This is a genomic window from Micromonospora sp. GCM10011541 (assembly GCF_042650725.1).
Taxonomy (GTDB): Bacteria; Actinomycetota; Actinomycetes; order Mycobacteriales; family Micromonosporaceae; genus Micromonospora; species Micromonospora sicca.
In genome coordinates this window covers 388,608-404,212 of the sequence record NZ_JBHSBP010000049.1, presented here as the reverse complement: position 1 = coordinate 404,212, position 15,605 = coordinate 388,608, and the positions used below count along the sequence as shown (strand labels likewise).

Annotated in this window: 12 protein-coding genes and 1 pseudogene; 9 read left to right on the top strand and 4 right to left on the bottom strand. The window is 72.7% G+C overall.

Annotation, left to right across the window (positions count from 1 at the left end; all coding sequences use genetic code 11):
- Positions 1 to 15 precede the first annotated feature (15 nt).
- Complete coding sequence (locus ACFOYX_RS19055) at positions 16 to 1,026, bottom strand: LacI family DNA-binding transcriptional regulator (RefSeq protein WP_322439086.1); 1,011 nt, start codon at positions 1,024 to 1,026, stop codon at positions 16 to 18.
- Between the two features lie 143 nt (positions 1,027 to 1,169).
- On the opposite strand from ACFOYX_RS19055, the gene ACFOYX_RS19050 reads away from it, so the two are divergent.
- Genes ACFOYX_RS19050 through ACFOYX_RS19030 form a run of 5 tightly spaced genes read left to right on the top strand, consistent with a single transcriptional unit; the run spans position 1,170 to position 6,868 of the window.
- Positions 1,170 to 2,681, top strand: coding sequence for an alpha-N-arabinofuranosidase (locus ACFOYX_RS19050; RefSeq protein ID WP_322439087.1), 1,512 nt, complete (start codon positions 1,170 to 1,172; stop codon positions 2,679 to 2,681).
- 38 nt (positions 2,682 to 2,719) lie between these two features.
- On the top strand, positions 2,720 to 4,051 hold the full coding sequence (locus ACFOYX_RS19045; RefSeq protein WP_322439088.1) for an ABC transporter substrate-binding protein: 1,332 nt from the start codon (positions 2,720 to 2,722) through the stop codon (positions 4,049 to 4,051).
- A 6-nt stretch (positions 4,052 to 4,057) separates the two neighbouring features.
- Positions 4,058 to 5,023 carry a sugar ABC transporter permease gene (locus ACFOYX_RS19040; RefSeq protein WP_322439089.1) on the top strand — a complete coding sequence of 322 codons (966 nt, stop codon included), beginning with the start codon at positions 4,058 to 4,060 and terminating at the stop codon, positions 5,021 to 5,023.
- A gap of 10 nt (positions 5,024 to 5,033) precedes the next feature.
- Positions 5,034 to 5,858, top strand: a complete 825-nt coding sequence (locus tag ACFOYX_RS19035; RefSeq protein ID WP_238453755.1) for a carbohydrate ABC transporter permease — start codon at positions 5,034 to 5,036, stop codon at positions 5,856 to 5,858.
- On the top strand, positions 5,855 to 6,868 hold the full coding sequence (locus ACFOYX_RS19030) for a glycoside hydrolase family 43 protein (protein WP_322439090.1): 1,014 nt from the start codon (positions 5,855 to 5,857) through the stop codon (positions 6,866 to 6,868). The genes ACFOYX_RS19035 and ACFOYX_RS19030 overlap by 4 nt, the downstream gene beginning before the upstream one ends.
- Before the next feature lie 21 nt (positions 6,869 to 6,889).
- On the opposite strand, the gene ACFOYX_RS19025 is transcribed toward ACFOYX_RS19030, so the two are convergent.
- On the bottom strand, positions 6,890 to 7,090 hold the full coding sequence (locus ACFOYX_RS19025) for an amino acid permease C-terminal domain-containing protein (RefSeq protein WP_322439091.1): 201 nt from the start codon (positions 7,088 to 7,090) through the stop codon (positions 6,890 to 6,892).
- A 269-nt stretch (positions 7,091 to 7,359) separates the two neighbouring features.
- On the opposite strand from ACFOYX_RS19025, the gene ACFOYX_RS19020 reads away from it, so the two are divergent.
- Positions 7,360 to 9,018 carry a family 10 glycosylhydrolase gene (locus ACFOYX_RS19020; RefSeq protein WP_322439092.1) on the top strand — a complete coding sequence of 553 codons (1,659 nt, stop codon included), beginning with the start codon at positions 7,360 to 7,362 and terminating at the stop codon, positions 9,016 to 9,018.
- 174 nt (positions 9,019 to 9,192) lie between these two features.
- Positions 9,193 to 9,735: a phospholipase gene (locus ACFOYX_RS19015; RefSeq protein WP_322439093.1), complete on the top strand. Its 543-nt coding sequence runs from the start codon at positions 9,193 to 9,195 to the stop codon at positions 9,733 to 9,735.
- 222 nt (positions 9,736 to 9,957) lie between these two features.
- On the opposite strand, the pseudogene ACFOYX_RS19010 reads toward ACFOYX_RS19015, so the two are convergent.
- Both ACFOYX_RS19010 and ACFOYX_RS19005 read right to left on the bottom strand, forming a co-directional pair.
- Positions 9,958 to 12,717, bottom strand: a pseudogene (locus tag ACFOYX_RS19010) (ATP-binding protein); the annotation flags it as partial.
- A 156-nt stretch (positions 12,718 to 12,873) separates the two neighbouring features.
- A complete protein-coding gene (locus ACFOYX_RS19005) occupies positions 12,874 to 13,095 on the bottom strand; it encodes a zinc ribbon domain-containing protein (RefSeq protein WP_322439094.1) in 222 nt (73 codons plus the stop codon).
- A gap of 56 nt (positions 13,096 to 13,151) precedes the next feature.
- Here ACFOYX_RS19005 and ACFOYX_RS19000 point away from each other — a divergent pair, with 56 nt between their 5' ends.
- Together ACFOYX_RS19000 and ACFOYX_RS18995 are read left to right on the top strand one after the other, a co-directional pair.
- Positions 13,152 to 14,495 carry a lytic murein transglycosylase gene (locus ACFOYX_RS19000; protein ID WP_322439095.1) on the top strand — a complete coding sequence of 448 codons (1,344 nt, stop codon included), beginning with the start codon at positions 13,152 to 13,154 and terminating at the stop codon, positions 14,493 to 14,495.
- A gap of 72 nt (positions 14,496 to 14,567) precedes the next feature.
- Positions 14,568 to 15,584: a GNAT family N-acetyltransferase gene (locus ACFOYX_RS18995; RefSeq protein WP_322439131.1), complete on the top strand. Its 1,017-nt coding sequence runs from the start codon at positions 14,568 to 14,570 to the stop codon at positions 15,582 to 15,584.
- Positions 15,585 to 15,605 lie beyond the last annotated feature (21 nt).

Below are 15,605 nucleotides of genomic sequence, written 5' to 3'. Positions count from 1 at the left end.
TTCGGAGGATCGGTCTCAGGGGCGGCCGGTGGTGCTCTCGCGGGTGGCCAGCCGGTGGGGGGCGGTGAGTTCCCGGGGCGGCGCCTCCCGGTCACCGTCGAGGCGACCGGCCAGCAGCTCCACCGCGAGCCGGGCGATGCGTTCCTTGTCCGGGGCGACGGTGGTGAGGGTGGGGATGGAGAACCGGCCGTCCTCGATGTCGTCGAAGCCGGCCACCGCGACGTCGTCGGGCACCCGCAGCCCCGCCTCGTGCAGGGCGCGCAGGGCGCCGAGGGCGAGGGTGTCGTTGAAGCAGAAGACGGCGTCGGGGCGTACGCCGGAGGAGAGCAGCTCCCGCATGGCGGCGGCGCCGTCCGCGCGGTGCCAGGCCGGTGCGGGCGCCACCAGCTTCTCGTCGTACCCGATGCCGGCCTCGGCCAGGGCCGCGGTGTAGCCGGCCAGGCGGAGCCGGGCGCTGGCCCCCTCCGGGGTGCGCTGCGAGCCGATGGCGGCGATCCGGCGCCGGCCGAGCCCGATCAGGTGGGCGGTGACCTCCCGCGCGGCGGCCACGTTGTCGACCACGACGTGGTCGGCCGGGCCGTGGTCGACCCGCTCGCCGAGCAGCACCATCGGCATGCCGTCGAGGCCGGTGAGGTCGTCGGCGGTGAGTGCCAGCGGGCTGAAGATCAGGCCGTCGATCATGTGGTCGCCGATCCCGCTGGCGACCTTGCGCTCCTGCTCCGGGCCGCCCCCGGTCTGGTCGATCAGCACCGTCCAGCCGTGCTCGGCGGCGGCGGAGACGACGTGCCGGGCCAGTTCGGCGAAGTACGGGATGTCCAGCTCCGGGACGGCCAGCGCGATCACTCCGGTCCGCCCCTTGCGCAGGTTGCGCGCGGACAGGTTGGGTCGGTAGTTGAGTTCGGCGATCGCCTCCTCGACCCGGGCCCGAGTGTCCGGGCGGACGTGCAGGTAGCCGTTGACCACGTTGGAGACCGTCTTCACCGACACGCCGGCTCGCTCGGCGACGTCCTTGAGCCTGTGCCGCACTGCCAACCCTCCCGGTGTCGGGTACTGCCGGCACTGTACCGCGTCCAGACCCCTTTACAACGTTGCTTACAACGTTGTAGAAACCTGTGGTACGGAGTGACCGCGGTCACCCGGGCACCGGTAACGAGGAAAGGTGGCACCCCTTGCGGAGCGCACAGCTGACGATCGACCCGGCCTTCTCGATCGGACCGGCCGACCGCCGGCTCTTCGGTTCCTTCGTCGAGCACATGGGGCGCTGCGTGTACGGCGGAATCTACGAGCCGGGGCACGCCACCGCCGACTCCCGCGGCCTCCGCGGCGACGTGCTCCAGCTCACCCGCGAGCTGGGCGTCTCGGTGGTCCGCTACCCCGGCGGCAACTTCGTCTCCGGCTATCGCTGGGAGGACGGCGTCGGCCCGGTCGGCGACCGGCCCCGCCGACTGGACCTGGCCTGGAAGACGATCGAGACCAACGCGTTCGGGCTCGACGAGTTCATGACCTGGGCTACCGAGGCCGGCGTGGAGCCGATGATGGCGGTCAACCTCGGCACCCGGGGCGTCCAGGAGGCCTGCGACCTGCTGGAGTACACCAACCACCCGGGCGGTACGCAGCTGTCCGACCTGCGCCGCAAGCACGGCGCCGAGGAGCCGTACGGGGTGCGGCTCTGGTGCCTGGGCAACGAGCTGGACGGCCCGTGGCAGGTCGGCCACAAGACCGCCGACGAGTACGGCCGGCTGGCCGCCGAGACCGCCCGGGCCATGAAGATGATCGACCCGTCGATCAGCCTGGTGGCCTGCGGCAGCTCCAACCGGACGATGTCCACCTTCGCCTCCTGGGAGGCGACCGTGCTGGAGCACACCTACGAGCACGTCGACTACATCTCCGCGCACACCTACTACGACCCGTCCGACGGCGACCGGGCCAGCATCCTGGCCTCCGCGGTCGACATGGACAACTTCATCACCGACGTGGTCGCCACCGCCGACCACGTGGCCGCCCGGCAGCGGCACAAGCGGAAGCTCAAGATCTCCTTCGACGAGTGGAACGTCTGGTACCAGTCCCGCCTCCAGGCCGACCTGGACCGGCGCGGCTGGGTCGAGGCACCGGCGCTGATCGAGGACGACTTCACCGCCCTCGACGCGGTGGTGGTCGGCGACCTGCTGATCACCCTGCTCCGGCACGCCGACCGGGTCGGGGTGGCCTGCCAGGCCCAGCTCGCCAACGTCATCGCCCCGATCCGCACCCGCACCGGCGGTCCCGCCTGGCGGCAGAGCATCTTCCACCCGTTCGCCCTCACCGCCCGGTACGCCCGGGGCACCGTGCTGCGTACCGAACCGGTCTCCCCCCGCTACGAGACCAAGAAGTACGGCGACGTGCCGGTGCTGGACACCGTCGCCGTGCACGACGAGGAGACCGGCGCCCTGGCCGTCTTCGCGGTCAACCGGGGCGACGCGGACCTCCCGCTCGACCTCGACCTGCGCGGCCTGCCCGGCCTGCGCCCCGAGCAGCACCTCACCCTCGCCGCCGGTTCCGCGCCGGCGGCCACGAACACCGAGGCCGAGCCCGAGCGGGTGACGCCTCGGGAGCTCACCACCCCCACCTCCGACGGCGGCCGGTGCACCGTTGCGCTGCCCGCCTGCTCCTGGAACCTGCTGCGCTTCGCCCCTCAGCCCTGACCAGGCAATACTTCATCCCGTCCCCCAAGGAGTACCGCATGATCATCAACGAGATGAGCCGGCGCCGCCTGCTCGGCCTCGGCGTCGGCCTCGGCGCCGCGGCCACGCTGACCCTGGCCGGCTGCGGCGGTGGCAGCAGCACCGGCGGTTCGACCGCCGCCGGGAACGGCGGCAAGGACTACACCGGCCCGAAGGTCGACCTGAAGCTGTGGAACGGGTTCACCGGCGGCGACGGCGACATCTTCAAGAAGCTGGTCGAGCAGTTCAACACCGAGCACCAGAACGTCGCGGTCAGCGTCGTCACGTACGAGTGGCAGGACTACTACAGCAAGCTGCCGGGGGCCGTCTCCAGCGGCAACGGCCCGGACATCGCGGTCATGCACATGGACCAGCTCGCCACCTTCGCCGCCCGCGGCGTGATCACCGAACTGGACGACGTGGCCAAGGCGCTGGAGCTGAGCGAGGGCGACTTCGCCCCCACGGTGTGGAAGGGCGGCCTGTACCACGACAAGCGGTACGGCATCCCGCTGGACATGCACCCCCTCGGCTTCTACTACAACAAGGGCGTCATGCAGAAGGCCGGCCTCGACCCGAACAAGCCGCCGGCCACGAAGGACGAGTACACCGCCGCGCTGGCCGAGCTGAAGAAGTCCGGCGTGCAGGGCTTCTGGGTGAGCCCGTTCCAGTTCACCGGCGGGATGACCTTCTACTCCCTGTTGCACCAGTGGGGCGGCACGCTCTTCGACGGCGAGGTCGCGAAGGCCACCTTCAACTCCGACCCGGCGGTCGAGGCGTGTACCTGGCTGGTCGACATGATCAAGCAGGGGTACTCGCCGGCCAACGTCGGCCAGGACGCCGACTACCTCGCCTTCAAGAGCGGGAAGAACGCGTTCAACTTCAACGGCATCTGGCAGATCAACGACCTGAAGAAGACCCCGACCGTGCAGTGGGGCGTCGCTCCGCTGCCGCAGATCGGCAGCCAGCCGGCGGCCTGGGCCAACTCGCACAACTTCACCATCGTCAAGCAGCGCAGCGCGGACAACAACAAGGTCGCCGGGGCGAAGGTGTTCATCAACTGGCTCAGCCAGCACTCGCTGGACTGGGCCAAGGGCGGCCAGGTGCCGGCCCGCAAGGCGGTCCGGGAGAGCGCCGAGTTCAAGGCCCTGACCGAGGTCAACGCGCTCGCCCCGGAGCTGGAGTACGCGGCCTTCCCGCCGGCCACCCCGGGCCTCGGCGAGGTGATGACCACCTTCTACAACGCCTTCAACGAGGCGGCGCTGGGCAAGAAGTCGCCGAAGCAGGCGCTGGACGACGGGGTGGCCAAGGCGAACAAGCAGCTCGAGGACAACCGCAAGAAGTACGGGAGCTGATCCGCCGTGGCGGACGTGATCGAGGTCGGGGCGGCGCGCGGTGACGCGCCGCCCCCGGCGGGCGGCCGGCTCCGCCGGCGGGGCGCCACCGAGCGGGGGCACCGGGCCACCCCGTACCTCTTCCTCGCGCCGTACCTGGTCCTGTTCGGCGTCTTCGGGCTGACGCCGATCCTCTTCGGGGTGTGGATCAGCCTGCACCAGTGGGACCTCCAGCTGCCGAACCGGCCGTTCATCGGGCTGGGCAACTACCGCGACCTGTTCTCCAGCGACTCGGCGATCTACGGGGACTGGTGGTCCAGCGTCCGGGCCACCGCGATCTTCACCGTCCTGTCGGTGCCGCTGCTGGTGGTCGTACCGCTGGGGTTGGCGCTGCTGCTGAACCGGTCGTTCCCCGGACGGACGTTCTTCCGGGCGGCGTTCTTCGCCCCGTACGTGCTGGGCGTCGCGGTGATCGGCCTGCTCTGGCGCTTCCTGCTCGACGCGAACCTGGGCCTGGTCAACCGGCTGCTCGGGGCGGTCGGCCTGCCCTCGGACACCCCGTGGGTGACGGACGTGCCGTGGGCCTGGGTGTCGCTGGTGGGGGTGACGGTCTGGTGGACCTGCGGCTTCAACGCGGTGATCTACCTGGCCGGCCTCCAGGACATCCCGGCGGAGCTGTACGAGGCGGCGCGGGTCGACGGCGCGAACGGCTGGGACCGGTTCCGGCACGTCACGCTCCCCGGCCTGCGCCCGGTGCTGCTCTTCGTGCTGACCACCACGATCCTCGCCTCGGCGAACGTCTTCGGGCAGGCGTTCCTGATCACCCAGGGCGCGCCGGGCGAGCAGACCCGGACGGTGGTCTGGCGGATCGTGGACGAGGGGCTGCGCGACTACGACGCGGGCCGGGCGGCCGCGATGAGCGTGCTCTTCGCGCTGATGCTGGCGGTGGTCAGCATCGTCAACTTCCGGCTGTTCCGGTACCGGGAAGACTGAGGGGGCGACGATGACGAGTCTGCGCCGCGGCGTGCGCTACGCCGTGCTGCTGCTGATCACCGCGGTCTTCGTGACCCCGGTGGTCTGGATGCTGCTCACCTCGCTGAAGACGTACGCCGACGCGCAGCAGGACCCGCCGAGCTGGCTGCCGAACCCGTTCTCCACGTACGGCTACGACGCGATCATCAACAACACCGCGAACCCGGTGCTGCGCTGGTTCGTCAACAGCATGCTGGCGGCCACCCTGCACACGCTGCTGGTGCTGGTCACCGCGTCGATGGCCGCGTACGCCCTGGCCCGGCTGCGGTTCCACGGCCGGCGGCTGAGCTTCGCGCTGATCGTGGGCACGCTGTTCCTGCCGCCCACCTCGCTGATCATCCCGAACTTCGTGATCGCCGAGCGGCTGGGCTGGATCGACACGCTGACCGTGGTGGTGGTGCCGGGGGCGGCGAGCGCGTTCGGGGTGTTCTTCCTCCGGCAGTTCTTCCTCTCCATCCCCCGGGAGCTGGAGGAGGCCGCGGTGCTGGACGGCGCGAACCACTGGCAGGTCTTCACCCGGGTGCTGCTGCCGCTGTCGAAGCCGGCGCTGGCGACCCTGGCGGTGCTGTCGTTCCTGACCAACTGGAACGACTTCCTCTGGCCGGTCTACGTGCTGTTCAGCCCGGAGCGGCTGACCCTGCCGGCGGGCCTGGGCCTGCTCCAGGGCGCCTACGTGACCGACTATCCGGTGATCATGGCCGGGGCGATGCTGGCCAGCGTGCCGGTGCTGATCCTCTTCGTGCTCGCGCAGCGCCACGTCATCCAGGGCGTCTCCCGCAGCGGCCTGAAGGGATGATCTCCGGCAGGACCCGGCGACGCGGCGCGGCGGCCCTGGCCGCCGCGCTGCTCGTCGCCGGTTGCGGCAGCACACCAGCCCCTTCGGGTACGGGAGACCAGACGCGCATGTTCACCAACCCGGTGGTCCGGACCGACGCCCCCGATCCGCAGGCGATCCGGGTGGCCGACACCTGGTACCTGTTCCACACCAACAGCGGCGGCCGGAACGTCCCGGTGCTCACCTCCCCCGACCTGGTGGAGTGGAGCGAGGCGGGGGACGCCCTGCCGGAGTTGCCCGGCTGGGCCGACGCCGGGAAGACCTGGGCGCCCGAGGTGATCCAGCTCGCCCCCGACCGGTTCGTGCTCTACTACACCGTCGCCGACCGGGCGTCGGGCCGGCAGTGCGTCGGCCGGGCGGTCGCGGACCGGCCGCTGGGGCCGTACCGGGACGACTCGACCGCCGCGCTGGTCTGCCAGGCGGAGCTGGGCGGGTCGATCGACGCCAGCCCGTACCGGGACGCCGACGGCAGCCTGTGGCTGCTGTGGAAGAACGACGGCAACGCGATCGGGGTGGACACCTGGCTCTGGTCGCAGCGGCTGAGCGCCGACGGGCTGCGCCTGGTCGGCGAGCCGGCGAAGCTGCTCAAGCAGACGGAGCCGTGGGAGGGCACCCTGATCGAGGGGCCGTTCTTCCATCGGCACGACGGGCAGCTGTACCTCTTCTTCGCCGCCAACGCCTACGACAGGGACACGTACGCCGAGGGCTACGCGGTCTGCGACTCGCCGACCGGCCCGTGCGTGAAGGCGCCCGAGAACCCCATCCTGAAGACCAACGCGGTCGCCTCCGGCCCCGGCCACGCCTCGATCGTGGCGAAGGACGGCCGGACCTGGCTGCTCTACCACGCCTGGCCGCCCGGCCAGGAGGGCAGCACCGACCCCGGCCGCCAGGTCTGGCTCGACGAGGTGGTCTGGGAGAACGGCAAGCCGGTCGTCAAGGGCCCCACCGCCGCCCCTCAGCCGAGGCCCTGACCGGGACCTCAATCCCACAGCTCACACGACGGCGCGCTCGGGAGGAGACTGGGCGGCCTCGCGCCGGGCCAGCCGGTTGCGCCGGTGGCCGTAGCCGAAGTAGATGATCCCGCCGAGCAGCATCCAGGCCAGGAACCGGAGCCAGGTCTCCACCGACAGGTTGAGCATCAGGTAGAGGCAGGCCAGCGCCGAGACGATCGGCAGCACCGGGGAGAACGGCACCTTGAACGGCCGCTCCAGGTCGGGGCGCTTGCGGCGCAGGAACCATGACGGTGCGTGTCGGGAAGACCACGTTCGGCGGTGTGGGCCGGCTCACGGGTCGCACGTTCGGCCCGACCTGCGCGTCGATCCGTCCGGAGGTCTTGCGCCGTCCGGGGAATGGTGAAAGTTTCCTACCGACGACAGATAAAGTGCGGCGCTTCTTGCCGGATGCGCCCGGCGTCCGTCGTCGACCGACATCTGCCCCGGGAGCCCAAGAAGGGACGCACCGCATGAAGGCAACTCGGCTCAGAGCCGCCGGGCTGGCCGTGGCGCTGCTCGGCGCGCTCGTCGCCGCCACGCCCGCGAGCGCCGCGGAAAGCGACGCGGCGACCGACCCGTTGACCACCTGCACCACCGACCCGGCCACACCCAAGCGTCAGTTCCGGGCGATGTGGATCGCGTCGGTGACGAACATCGACTGGCCCAGCAAGGCGTCCCAGACCGCGCCCGACCAGGTCGCCAAGCAGAAGGCGGAGTACCTGGGCTGGCTCGACCTGGCCCAGAAGCTCAACCACAACGCCGTCGTGGTCCAGGTCCGCCCGACCGCCGACGCGTTCTGGCCGTCGCCGTACGAGCCCTGGTCGGAGTACCTGACCGGGGTGCGCGGCCAGGACCCGGGCTGGGACCCGCTGGCCTTCCTGGTGGCGGAGTCGCACAAGCGGAACCTGGAGTTCCACGCCTGGCTCAACCCGTACCGCGTCTCCATGCCGGCGCCCGGCGGGGCCGGCGCCGACCTGGCGAAGCTCGCACCGAACCACCCGGCCCGGCAGCACCCGGACTGGGTCTTCGCCTACCCGCCGGCCGGGGTGGCCGGCAGCCGGCTCTACTACAACCCCGGCATCCCGGAGGTCCGCGAGTTCGTCCAGACCGCGATGATGGACGCGGTCAACCGGTACGACATCGACGGCGTGCACTTCGACGACTACTTCTACCCCTACCCGAGCGGCACGTACCAGGTGCCGGACGACGCCACCTTCGCCCAGTACAACCGCGGCTTCACCGACCGGGCCGACTGGCGGCGGGACAACATCAACCTGCTGATCCAGGAGATGAACGCCAAGATCAAGGCGGCCAAGCCGTGGGTGAAGTTCGGCGTCAGCCCGTTCGGCATCTGGCGCAACAAGTCCGCCGACCCGAACGGCTCGGACACCACCGGCTCGCAGTCGTACGACATCATCTCCGCCGACACCCGCAAGTGGGTCAAGGAGGAGTGGATCGACTACGTGGTGCCGCAGCTCTACTGGTACATCGGCCAGTACCCGGCCGCCGACTACGCCCGGCTGGTGCCGTGGTGGGCGGAGACCGTGCGCGGCACCCGGGTGCAGCTCTACATCGGACAGGCCGACTACAAGAGCGGTGAGCCGGCGTACGGGCCGTTCTGGCAGAACCCGCGGGAGCTGTCGGACCACCTGACGCTCAACCGGTCGTACCCGGAGGTGCTCGGCAACGTGCACTTCTCCGCGGTGCAGGTGCGGGCGAACCGGCTCGGGGCCACCGACATCTACGCCGCCGAGCACTACTCCCGCCCGGCGCTGGTGCCGGCCATGGCGCAGCTGCCGGCGCAGCCGCTGCTCGCCCCGGTGATCACCGGCGCCGAGCGGCAGGCCGACGGGGTCCACCTCACCTGGCGGCAGCCGGCGGACGATGCCGGCCCGCTCGGCGCCGCCACCTCGTACGCGATCTACCGGTTCGACGGGACCGGCATCGCCGACCGCTGCGACTTCGCCGACGCGTCGCACCTGGTCGCCACCGTGCGAGGCGACGCGGGCGACGTGCAGTCCTGGGTGGACACCACCGCCGAGGCGGGCCAGCGCTACACGTACCACGTGACCGCGCTGGACCGGGTCTGGAACGAGGGGCCGGCCAGCCCGCCGCGCTTCGTACGCTGACCCGTCGGACGGAATGCCCCGGACGCCCCCGGCGTCCGGGGCATTGGTCTGTTTGGACGTATGTCACCAACAGTTCGCGCCGAGCATCGCGCGACGTTCCGCCGTCGATCGACACTGATCGACATCCGGTGACCCGCCGGTAACCGCCGTACCGCACACCCCGCGGAGGTAACCGTGTCCAGACGCCTCGCCACCGTCCTCATCTCCGGCACGTTCGCGCTGCTCACCGCGCTGGGCGTGGCCTCCCCCGCGTCCGCCGCGGTGAGCACCGAGCAGAAGCTCTCGCTGCTCTCCAGCTGGACCCAGACCAGCGCCACCAGCTACAACGCCTGGAACGCCGGCCGTCTGAACAAGGCCGCCTGGTCGGAGTACGCCTTCGACTGGTCGACCGACTACTGCTCCTCCAGCCCGGACAACCCGCTCGGCTTCAACTTCAGCCTCTCCTGCTACCGGCACGACTTCGGCTACCGCAACTACAAGGCGATGGGCCGGTTCTCCGCCAACAAGTCCCGCCTGGACAGCGCCTTCTACGCCGACCTGAAGCGGGTCTGCGCCACGTACAACGTCGTGGTCCGGCCGGCCTGCTACAGCCTGGCCTGGACCTACTACGAGGCGGTCAACGTCTTCGGCTCGGTCGCCGCCGTGCGGCAGTCCGACATCGACCGCGCCGCCCGGATGAAGGCCGACGCCGAACACCGCGCCGCCACCCGTTCCTGACCCACCCACCCGCTCTTGTCGATCAAGAGGTTCGCGTCCGGGTCGAGCTGGCTTCCGACGCGAACCTCTTGACCAACGCAACAAGGGGGTGGGCGGTCAGGCGGGATGGCGGGGGGCGGGACGGGGGTCGGGGGCGGCCGTGGGCAGGCGGGGCGCCGGGGCCTCACCGCCCGGGTCGGGGTCGACCACTCCGCGCCCGGCCAGCGCGGCGCCGGGCTCGCCGAACCGGGGCGAGTCCACCGCCAGGTCGGGATGCTCCACGCCGAGCGCCAGCGCCGCCGCCTCCTCCAGCCCCAGCTCGCCGCCCTCGCCGTACGCGGCGTCGAAGGCCCCGTCGCCGAGCACCCGGCGCAGCTGCGCCTGCCGGTCCAACCAGTACGGGCCGTAGATGCCCGGGATGGCCCGCAGGTTCGCCCGGGTCGCCTGCGCCGCCCCGAAGAGCCGGGCCGCGGTCACCGGCTCACCGCCCAGCGCGCAGCGCACCGCGATCGCGTGCAGCGTGTCACAGGCCCGATTGAGGTAACCGTGGCTCATCCGGGAGCGGAGCGCCACCAGCAGATGCTCGTGCGCCGCGACCAGATCCCCGCGCGCCAGCGCCACCATGCCGAGCAGCATGTCCACCGAGCGGCGGCCCCGCTCGGCCGGGCGGGCCGCCTCCACCGGGCGGGCCGCGCCGAGCAGCTCAGCCGCCTCCTCCAGCGCGCCCCGCCGCCAGAGCAGCTCGGCGAGGTTGTAGATGGCGAGCAGCGCGTCGGAGACCACGTCCTGCTCGTGCGCCCACTCGATCACCTCGCGGCAGACCCGCTCGGCCTCCGCGAACTGTCCCATGTCGACCAGCGGCGCCGCCCGGCCCGCCAGGACCCGGGCGAGCAGGCCCAGGTCGCCCGCCTGCCGGGCGGCGGCCTCCGCCCGCTGCGAGTAGCGCAGCTCCTCGGCGAACTCACCGTCCGCGCCGGCGTGCAGCGAGTGCATGTGGTACGCCGCCGCCAGCTCCGCCTCCGGGATCACCTCGCCGGTCTCGGCGATCCGGCCGTACAGCCGGAACAGCCAGAGCCGCCCCTCCCGGGCCAGCCCCCGCTCCCGCCACCACTGGTCCAGCCCGCCGGCCAGGCCCAACCCGGAACGGGCGCTGCCGCCGGTGGCGCACCAGCGCAGCGCGGCCCGCAGCTCCCCGGCGAGCGGGTCCAACGCGTAGAGGGAGAGGGTGACCGGCCGGCCGTCCGGCCCGAGGTGCGCCCGCTGCAACGCGTGCCGCGACCAGGCGACGTGCCGGTCCCGGGCGGACTGCTCCTCGCCCGCCTCGACCAGCCGCCGCGCCGCGTACGCCCGGATCGGGTCGAGCATCCGGTAGGTGCTGCCGGAGGCGTGCGGCTCGGCCAGCACCATCGACTTGTCCACCAGCACAGAGAGCGGGTCGAGCGGGTCGTCGTCGAGCAGCCACTGGACGGCCGGCAGGTCCACCGGGCCGGCGAAGACCGCCAGCCAGCGCAACAGCCGCGCCGAGCGCGCGCCGAGCGTCCGGTACGACCAGGTGACGGTGGCCTGCATGGTCAGGTGCCGCTCGCTGGCCGACCGCTGCACCGCCCGGGTCGCCGGGGTGGGCGGGCTGATCCCCGCCGCCGCGGCCACCAGGTCCACGGTGTCCTGCTGGTTGCCCGACCAGCCCGCCTCGGCCGGCGGCGGCTCGGGCTCCTCCCGGCCGGCGTCCAGGGTGCCCAGCATGTCGTCCAGGCGCTCGGCGAGCTGACCTGCGGAGAGCACCCGCAGCCGCGCGGCGGCCAGCTCGATGGCGAGCGGCAGCCCGTCCAGCCGCCGCACCACCCGGCGCAGGTCGGCCTGCTCGGCCGGGTCGGGCGGCCGGCCGCCCCGGGCCGCCGCCGTCCGGTCCAGCAGCAGCGCCACCGCGTCGCTCTCCGACCCGTCCGGCCGCGGGTCCACCGAGAGCGGCGGGATCCGCCACACCGCCTCGCCGGGCACGCCGAACGACTCCCGGCTGGTGGCGAGCACCCGGACGCCGCGCCCGCCGGCCAGCAGCCGGGAGATCACCTCGGCCGAGGCCGCCGGCTGGGCGTCGCAGGTGTCCAGCACGACCAGCATCCGGCGGGCGGCCGCGTACTCGACCAGGGTGTCCACCATGGGCCGGCCCGGCTCCGGGCGGAGCCCGAGCACGGCGGCGATCTCGAACGCCACCAGCCCCGGGTCGGTCACCGCGGCGACGTCGACGAACCAGACTCCGTCCGGGTAGGACTCCACGACCCCGGAGGCCAGCTCCACCGCCAGCCGCGTCTTGCCGGCGCCGCCCGCGCCGAGCACGGTCACCAGCCGGTACGTCTCGACCAGCCGCCTCAGTTCGGCCCGTTCCAGCTCGCGGCCGACGAACGAGGTGATCTGGGTCGGCAGGTTGTGCGCCGCCGCGTCGGCGGTGCGCGGTCGCGGGAACCGCCGCTCCAGCCCCGGCGCGAGCAGTTGGAACAGCCGCTCCCGGTCGTCGAAGCCGCGCAGTCGGTGCAGCCCGAGGTCCAGCAGGGACGCCCCGGCCGGCAGCGGGTCGGCGCGCCGGGCGGTCGCCGCCGAGCAGAGCACCTGCCCGCCGTGCGCGGCGGCGGCCACCCGGGCGGCGCGGTGCACCTCCGGGCTGGCGTACTCGCCGTCCCGGGGTTCGGCGTAGCCGGTGTGCAGGCCCATCCGGACCCGGGGCGCGGCCTCCGGGGTGGGCCAGTCGTGACTGGCCAGCGCCCGCTGGGCGGTCAGGCAGGCGGTGAGCGCGGCGGCCGCGTCCGCGAAGGCGAGGAAGAACGAGTCCCCCTCGGTCAGCAGCTCCGCGCCGTCCGTGCCGGCCAGCGTGTGGCGCAGCAGCCGGCGGTGTTCCCGCAGCACCGGGCGGTAGCCCGCACCGAGCAGCTGGGCCAGCCGGGTCGAGCCCTCGATGTCGGTGAACACGAAGGTCACCCATCCGCTCGGGAGGTGGATCCGTGGCGACATGCGTGGAACCTCCGCCCCTGACGTCGGCTTCATGCTGCCCTATGGTCACCCCGTCACGCATCGTGAGAACGGTTGGCCGCATTCCGACCCAAGGTGCCACCGGATCCGGTCACCGGCAAGGTACGGGTCGGCCGGCGGGACGAGGCGGGGCCGCCGTCAGCAGCCGCAGCCACCGCCGCAGCAGCCACCGCCGCCGGGGGCGGACGACCCACCGGCCGGGCGGGCGCCACCCCGACCGGTGACCGCCACGGTGGACAGCAGCCGCACCGTGTCGGCGTGCCCCTGGGGGCAGGACGCGGGCTGGCCGGCCTCGGCCATCGGCCGGTTGACCTCGAAGGTGCCGCCGCAGGCGCGGCAGCGGAACTCGTACCGGGGCATGCCACCAGGGTACGACCGGGCCTGACGCCCGGGCGGACATGGGTGATACTCGACGGGTGGTGGACGGCGAGGACACATCGAGGGTTCGGCCCCTGCGACCGGCCGCACCGCCTGACGACCCCGGGACCGCAACGGAGTCCACACTGGTCCCCCGCCCCCGGCGCCCCTGGCTGAGGTCCACGCAGCCGGCCCCCGCCGGCGCGCCGCCGGAGCCCGCCGGCGCCGCGCCGGAGCCCGCCGTGCCGAAGCCCGCCGAGGGCGAGGCCAGGGCGGCGGATGCGCCACCCGTCGACCGCACGCCGACGGCCGGCGAGGTCGAGCCGACGGCCGGCGGCGCCAAGGCCGACAAGCCGGAGGCCGACGGACCGAAGGCGGACGAACCGAAGGCGGACGAACCGGACGCCGGCCAGGCTGCCGCCGCCAGTGGGCGTCGGCGGGTGCCGTTCGCGCACGCGGTGCGGGTGCCGCCGCCCCGGCAGCTCGCGGTCGGCGCGGCCCGGGCCACCCGGGCCTGGTCCCGCCGTCCGAGCGGGCGGGCCACCCTGCCCGGGGTGTTCCTGCTCGCCCTGGTCGGGGCGACCGCGGCAGCGGGCGCGCTGCTGGTGCCGCAGGCGACCCGGACGTCCCGCCCGGTGGCCGTGGACGCCACCGCGAGCGTCTCCGCCACCGGCGTACCCGAGGGGGGTGCGCTGCCCGGGCCGACCGGCACCGCCGTACTGCCGGGTCTGCCCGGCGCCACCGGACTGCCCGGCACTCCCCTGCCGACGGGAACGCTGCCCGGCGGGGGGCGGCCCACCGGGCCGGTCGTCGGTCCGGCGTCCACCGGCCGGCCGGCGGACGCGCTGGCCGCGTGGGCGCAGCAGATGAGCGCGCGGACCGAGATCCCGGCTGTGGCGATGCAGGCGTACGGCTACGCCGAGTTGGTGCTGGCCGAGACGCACCGCAGCTGCCAGCTCAGCTGGACCACCCTCGCCGCGATCGGGTACGTCGAGTCCCGGCACGGGTCGGCCAACTCCGCCACCCTCGAGTCGACCGGCCGGGCCGAGCCGGAGATCGTCGGCGACCCGCTGGACGGGCAGGGCGGCCGGTCCCGGATCCTCGACACCGACCGGGGTCAGCTCGACCACGACACCGTCTACGACCGGGCGCTCGGCCCGATGCAGTTCATCCCCAGCACCTGGCAGGAGATCGGCGCGGACGCGGACAACGACGGCCGCCGGGACCCGCACGACATCGACGACGCCGCCCTCGCTGCCGGCAACTACCTCTGCAAGGGCGGCCGGAACATGACCATCCCGGGCGACTGGTGGGGCGCCATCCTCTCCTACAACGACGTGCGCCGGTACGCCCAGAGCGTGTTCGACCGGGCGAACGAGTACGGACGGCTCAGCCGTACGTAAGGTGATCGTTCGCATACATTGGAGAACTGGGCACTTCCCCCCAGCAGCCGTTGACGGCAAGCTAGACGGGTGATGGTGCGCGAGTGGGACCCCAGGACCGCGTCGTCCGCCGAGATCGCGTCGCTGCTGGACACGCTGAACGCGGTCCTCACGGCCGACCTCCCGCAGGATCCGCCCTGGCGGGAGAGTTCCCTGCGGGAATACCTCTCCGAGGTGATGCCCGGTGAACGGCGGATCTCCTGGGTCGCCCAGGAGGAACCGGCCGCCGACGGCAACCCGGGGCGGATCCTCGGGCAGGTCCAGGTGCTGCTCCTCGGCGGGATCGGGGTGCTGGAGGTGCTGGTGCACCCGTCGGTCCGGCGCACCGGGCTGGGCCGCACCCTGGTCAAGCTGGCCGCCCGCCGGATCCGGGACGAGGGCTTCGGATCGATCGGCGTCGAGGTCGTCGGGGACACCCCGGCGGTGGCCTTCTACGAGTCGCTCGGCTTCGCCCGGGAGTACGTCGAGACCCGCAGCGTGCTCGACCTGGGCGCGGTGGACTGGCCGGCGCTGGCGGAGATGGCCACCGGCATCGGGGCGGGCTACCACCTGGAGTTCTGCCCGGGCGGCCCGCCCGACGACGTGATCGAGGCGTACGCGCGGGCCAAGGCGGAGGTGCGCGACGTCGACGACGGCGAGCTGCGTCCCAGCTCGTACGACCCGGAGCGGCTCCGGGACAGCCTGGACACGCTGCACCGGCGTGGCATGAAGCCGTACATCGTGCTGGCCATCCACGAGCAGAGCGGGGAGGTGGCCGGGCTGACCGAGGTGGTCGTGCCGGCCCAGCACCCGACCCGCGCCGACCAGTACGACACGATCGTGGTGCAGGACCACCGGGGCTACGGCATCGACCGGGCGATCAAGGCGCGGATGCTGCTGGAACTGCGCTCGGCCGAGCCGGAGCTGGCCGAGGTGCAGACCTGGAACGCCCAGGCCAACGAGGCGATGCTGAAGGTGAACGCCGAGCTGGGCTACCGGCCCGACCGGGACTGGTGCGAGTACGGCGTGGACGTCGCCGAGCTGGTGCACCGCCTCGACGCCCACCCGTGACGGATATTCATCAAACGGCCT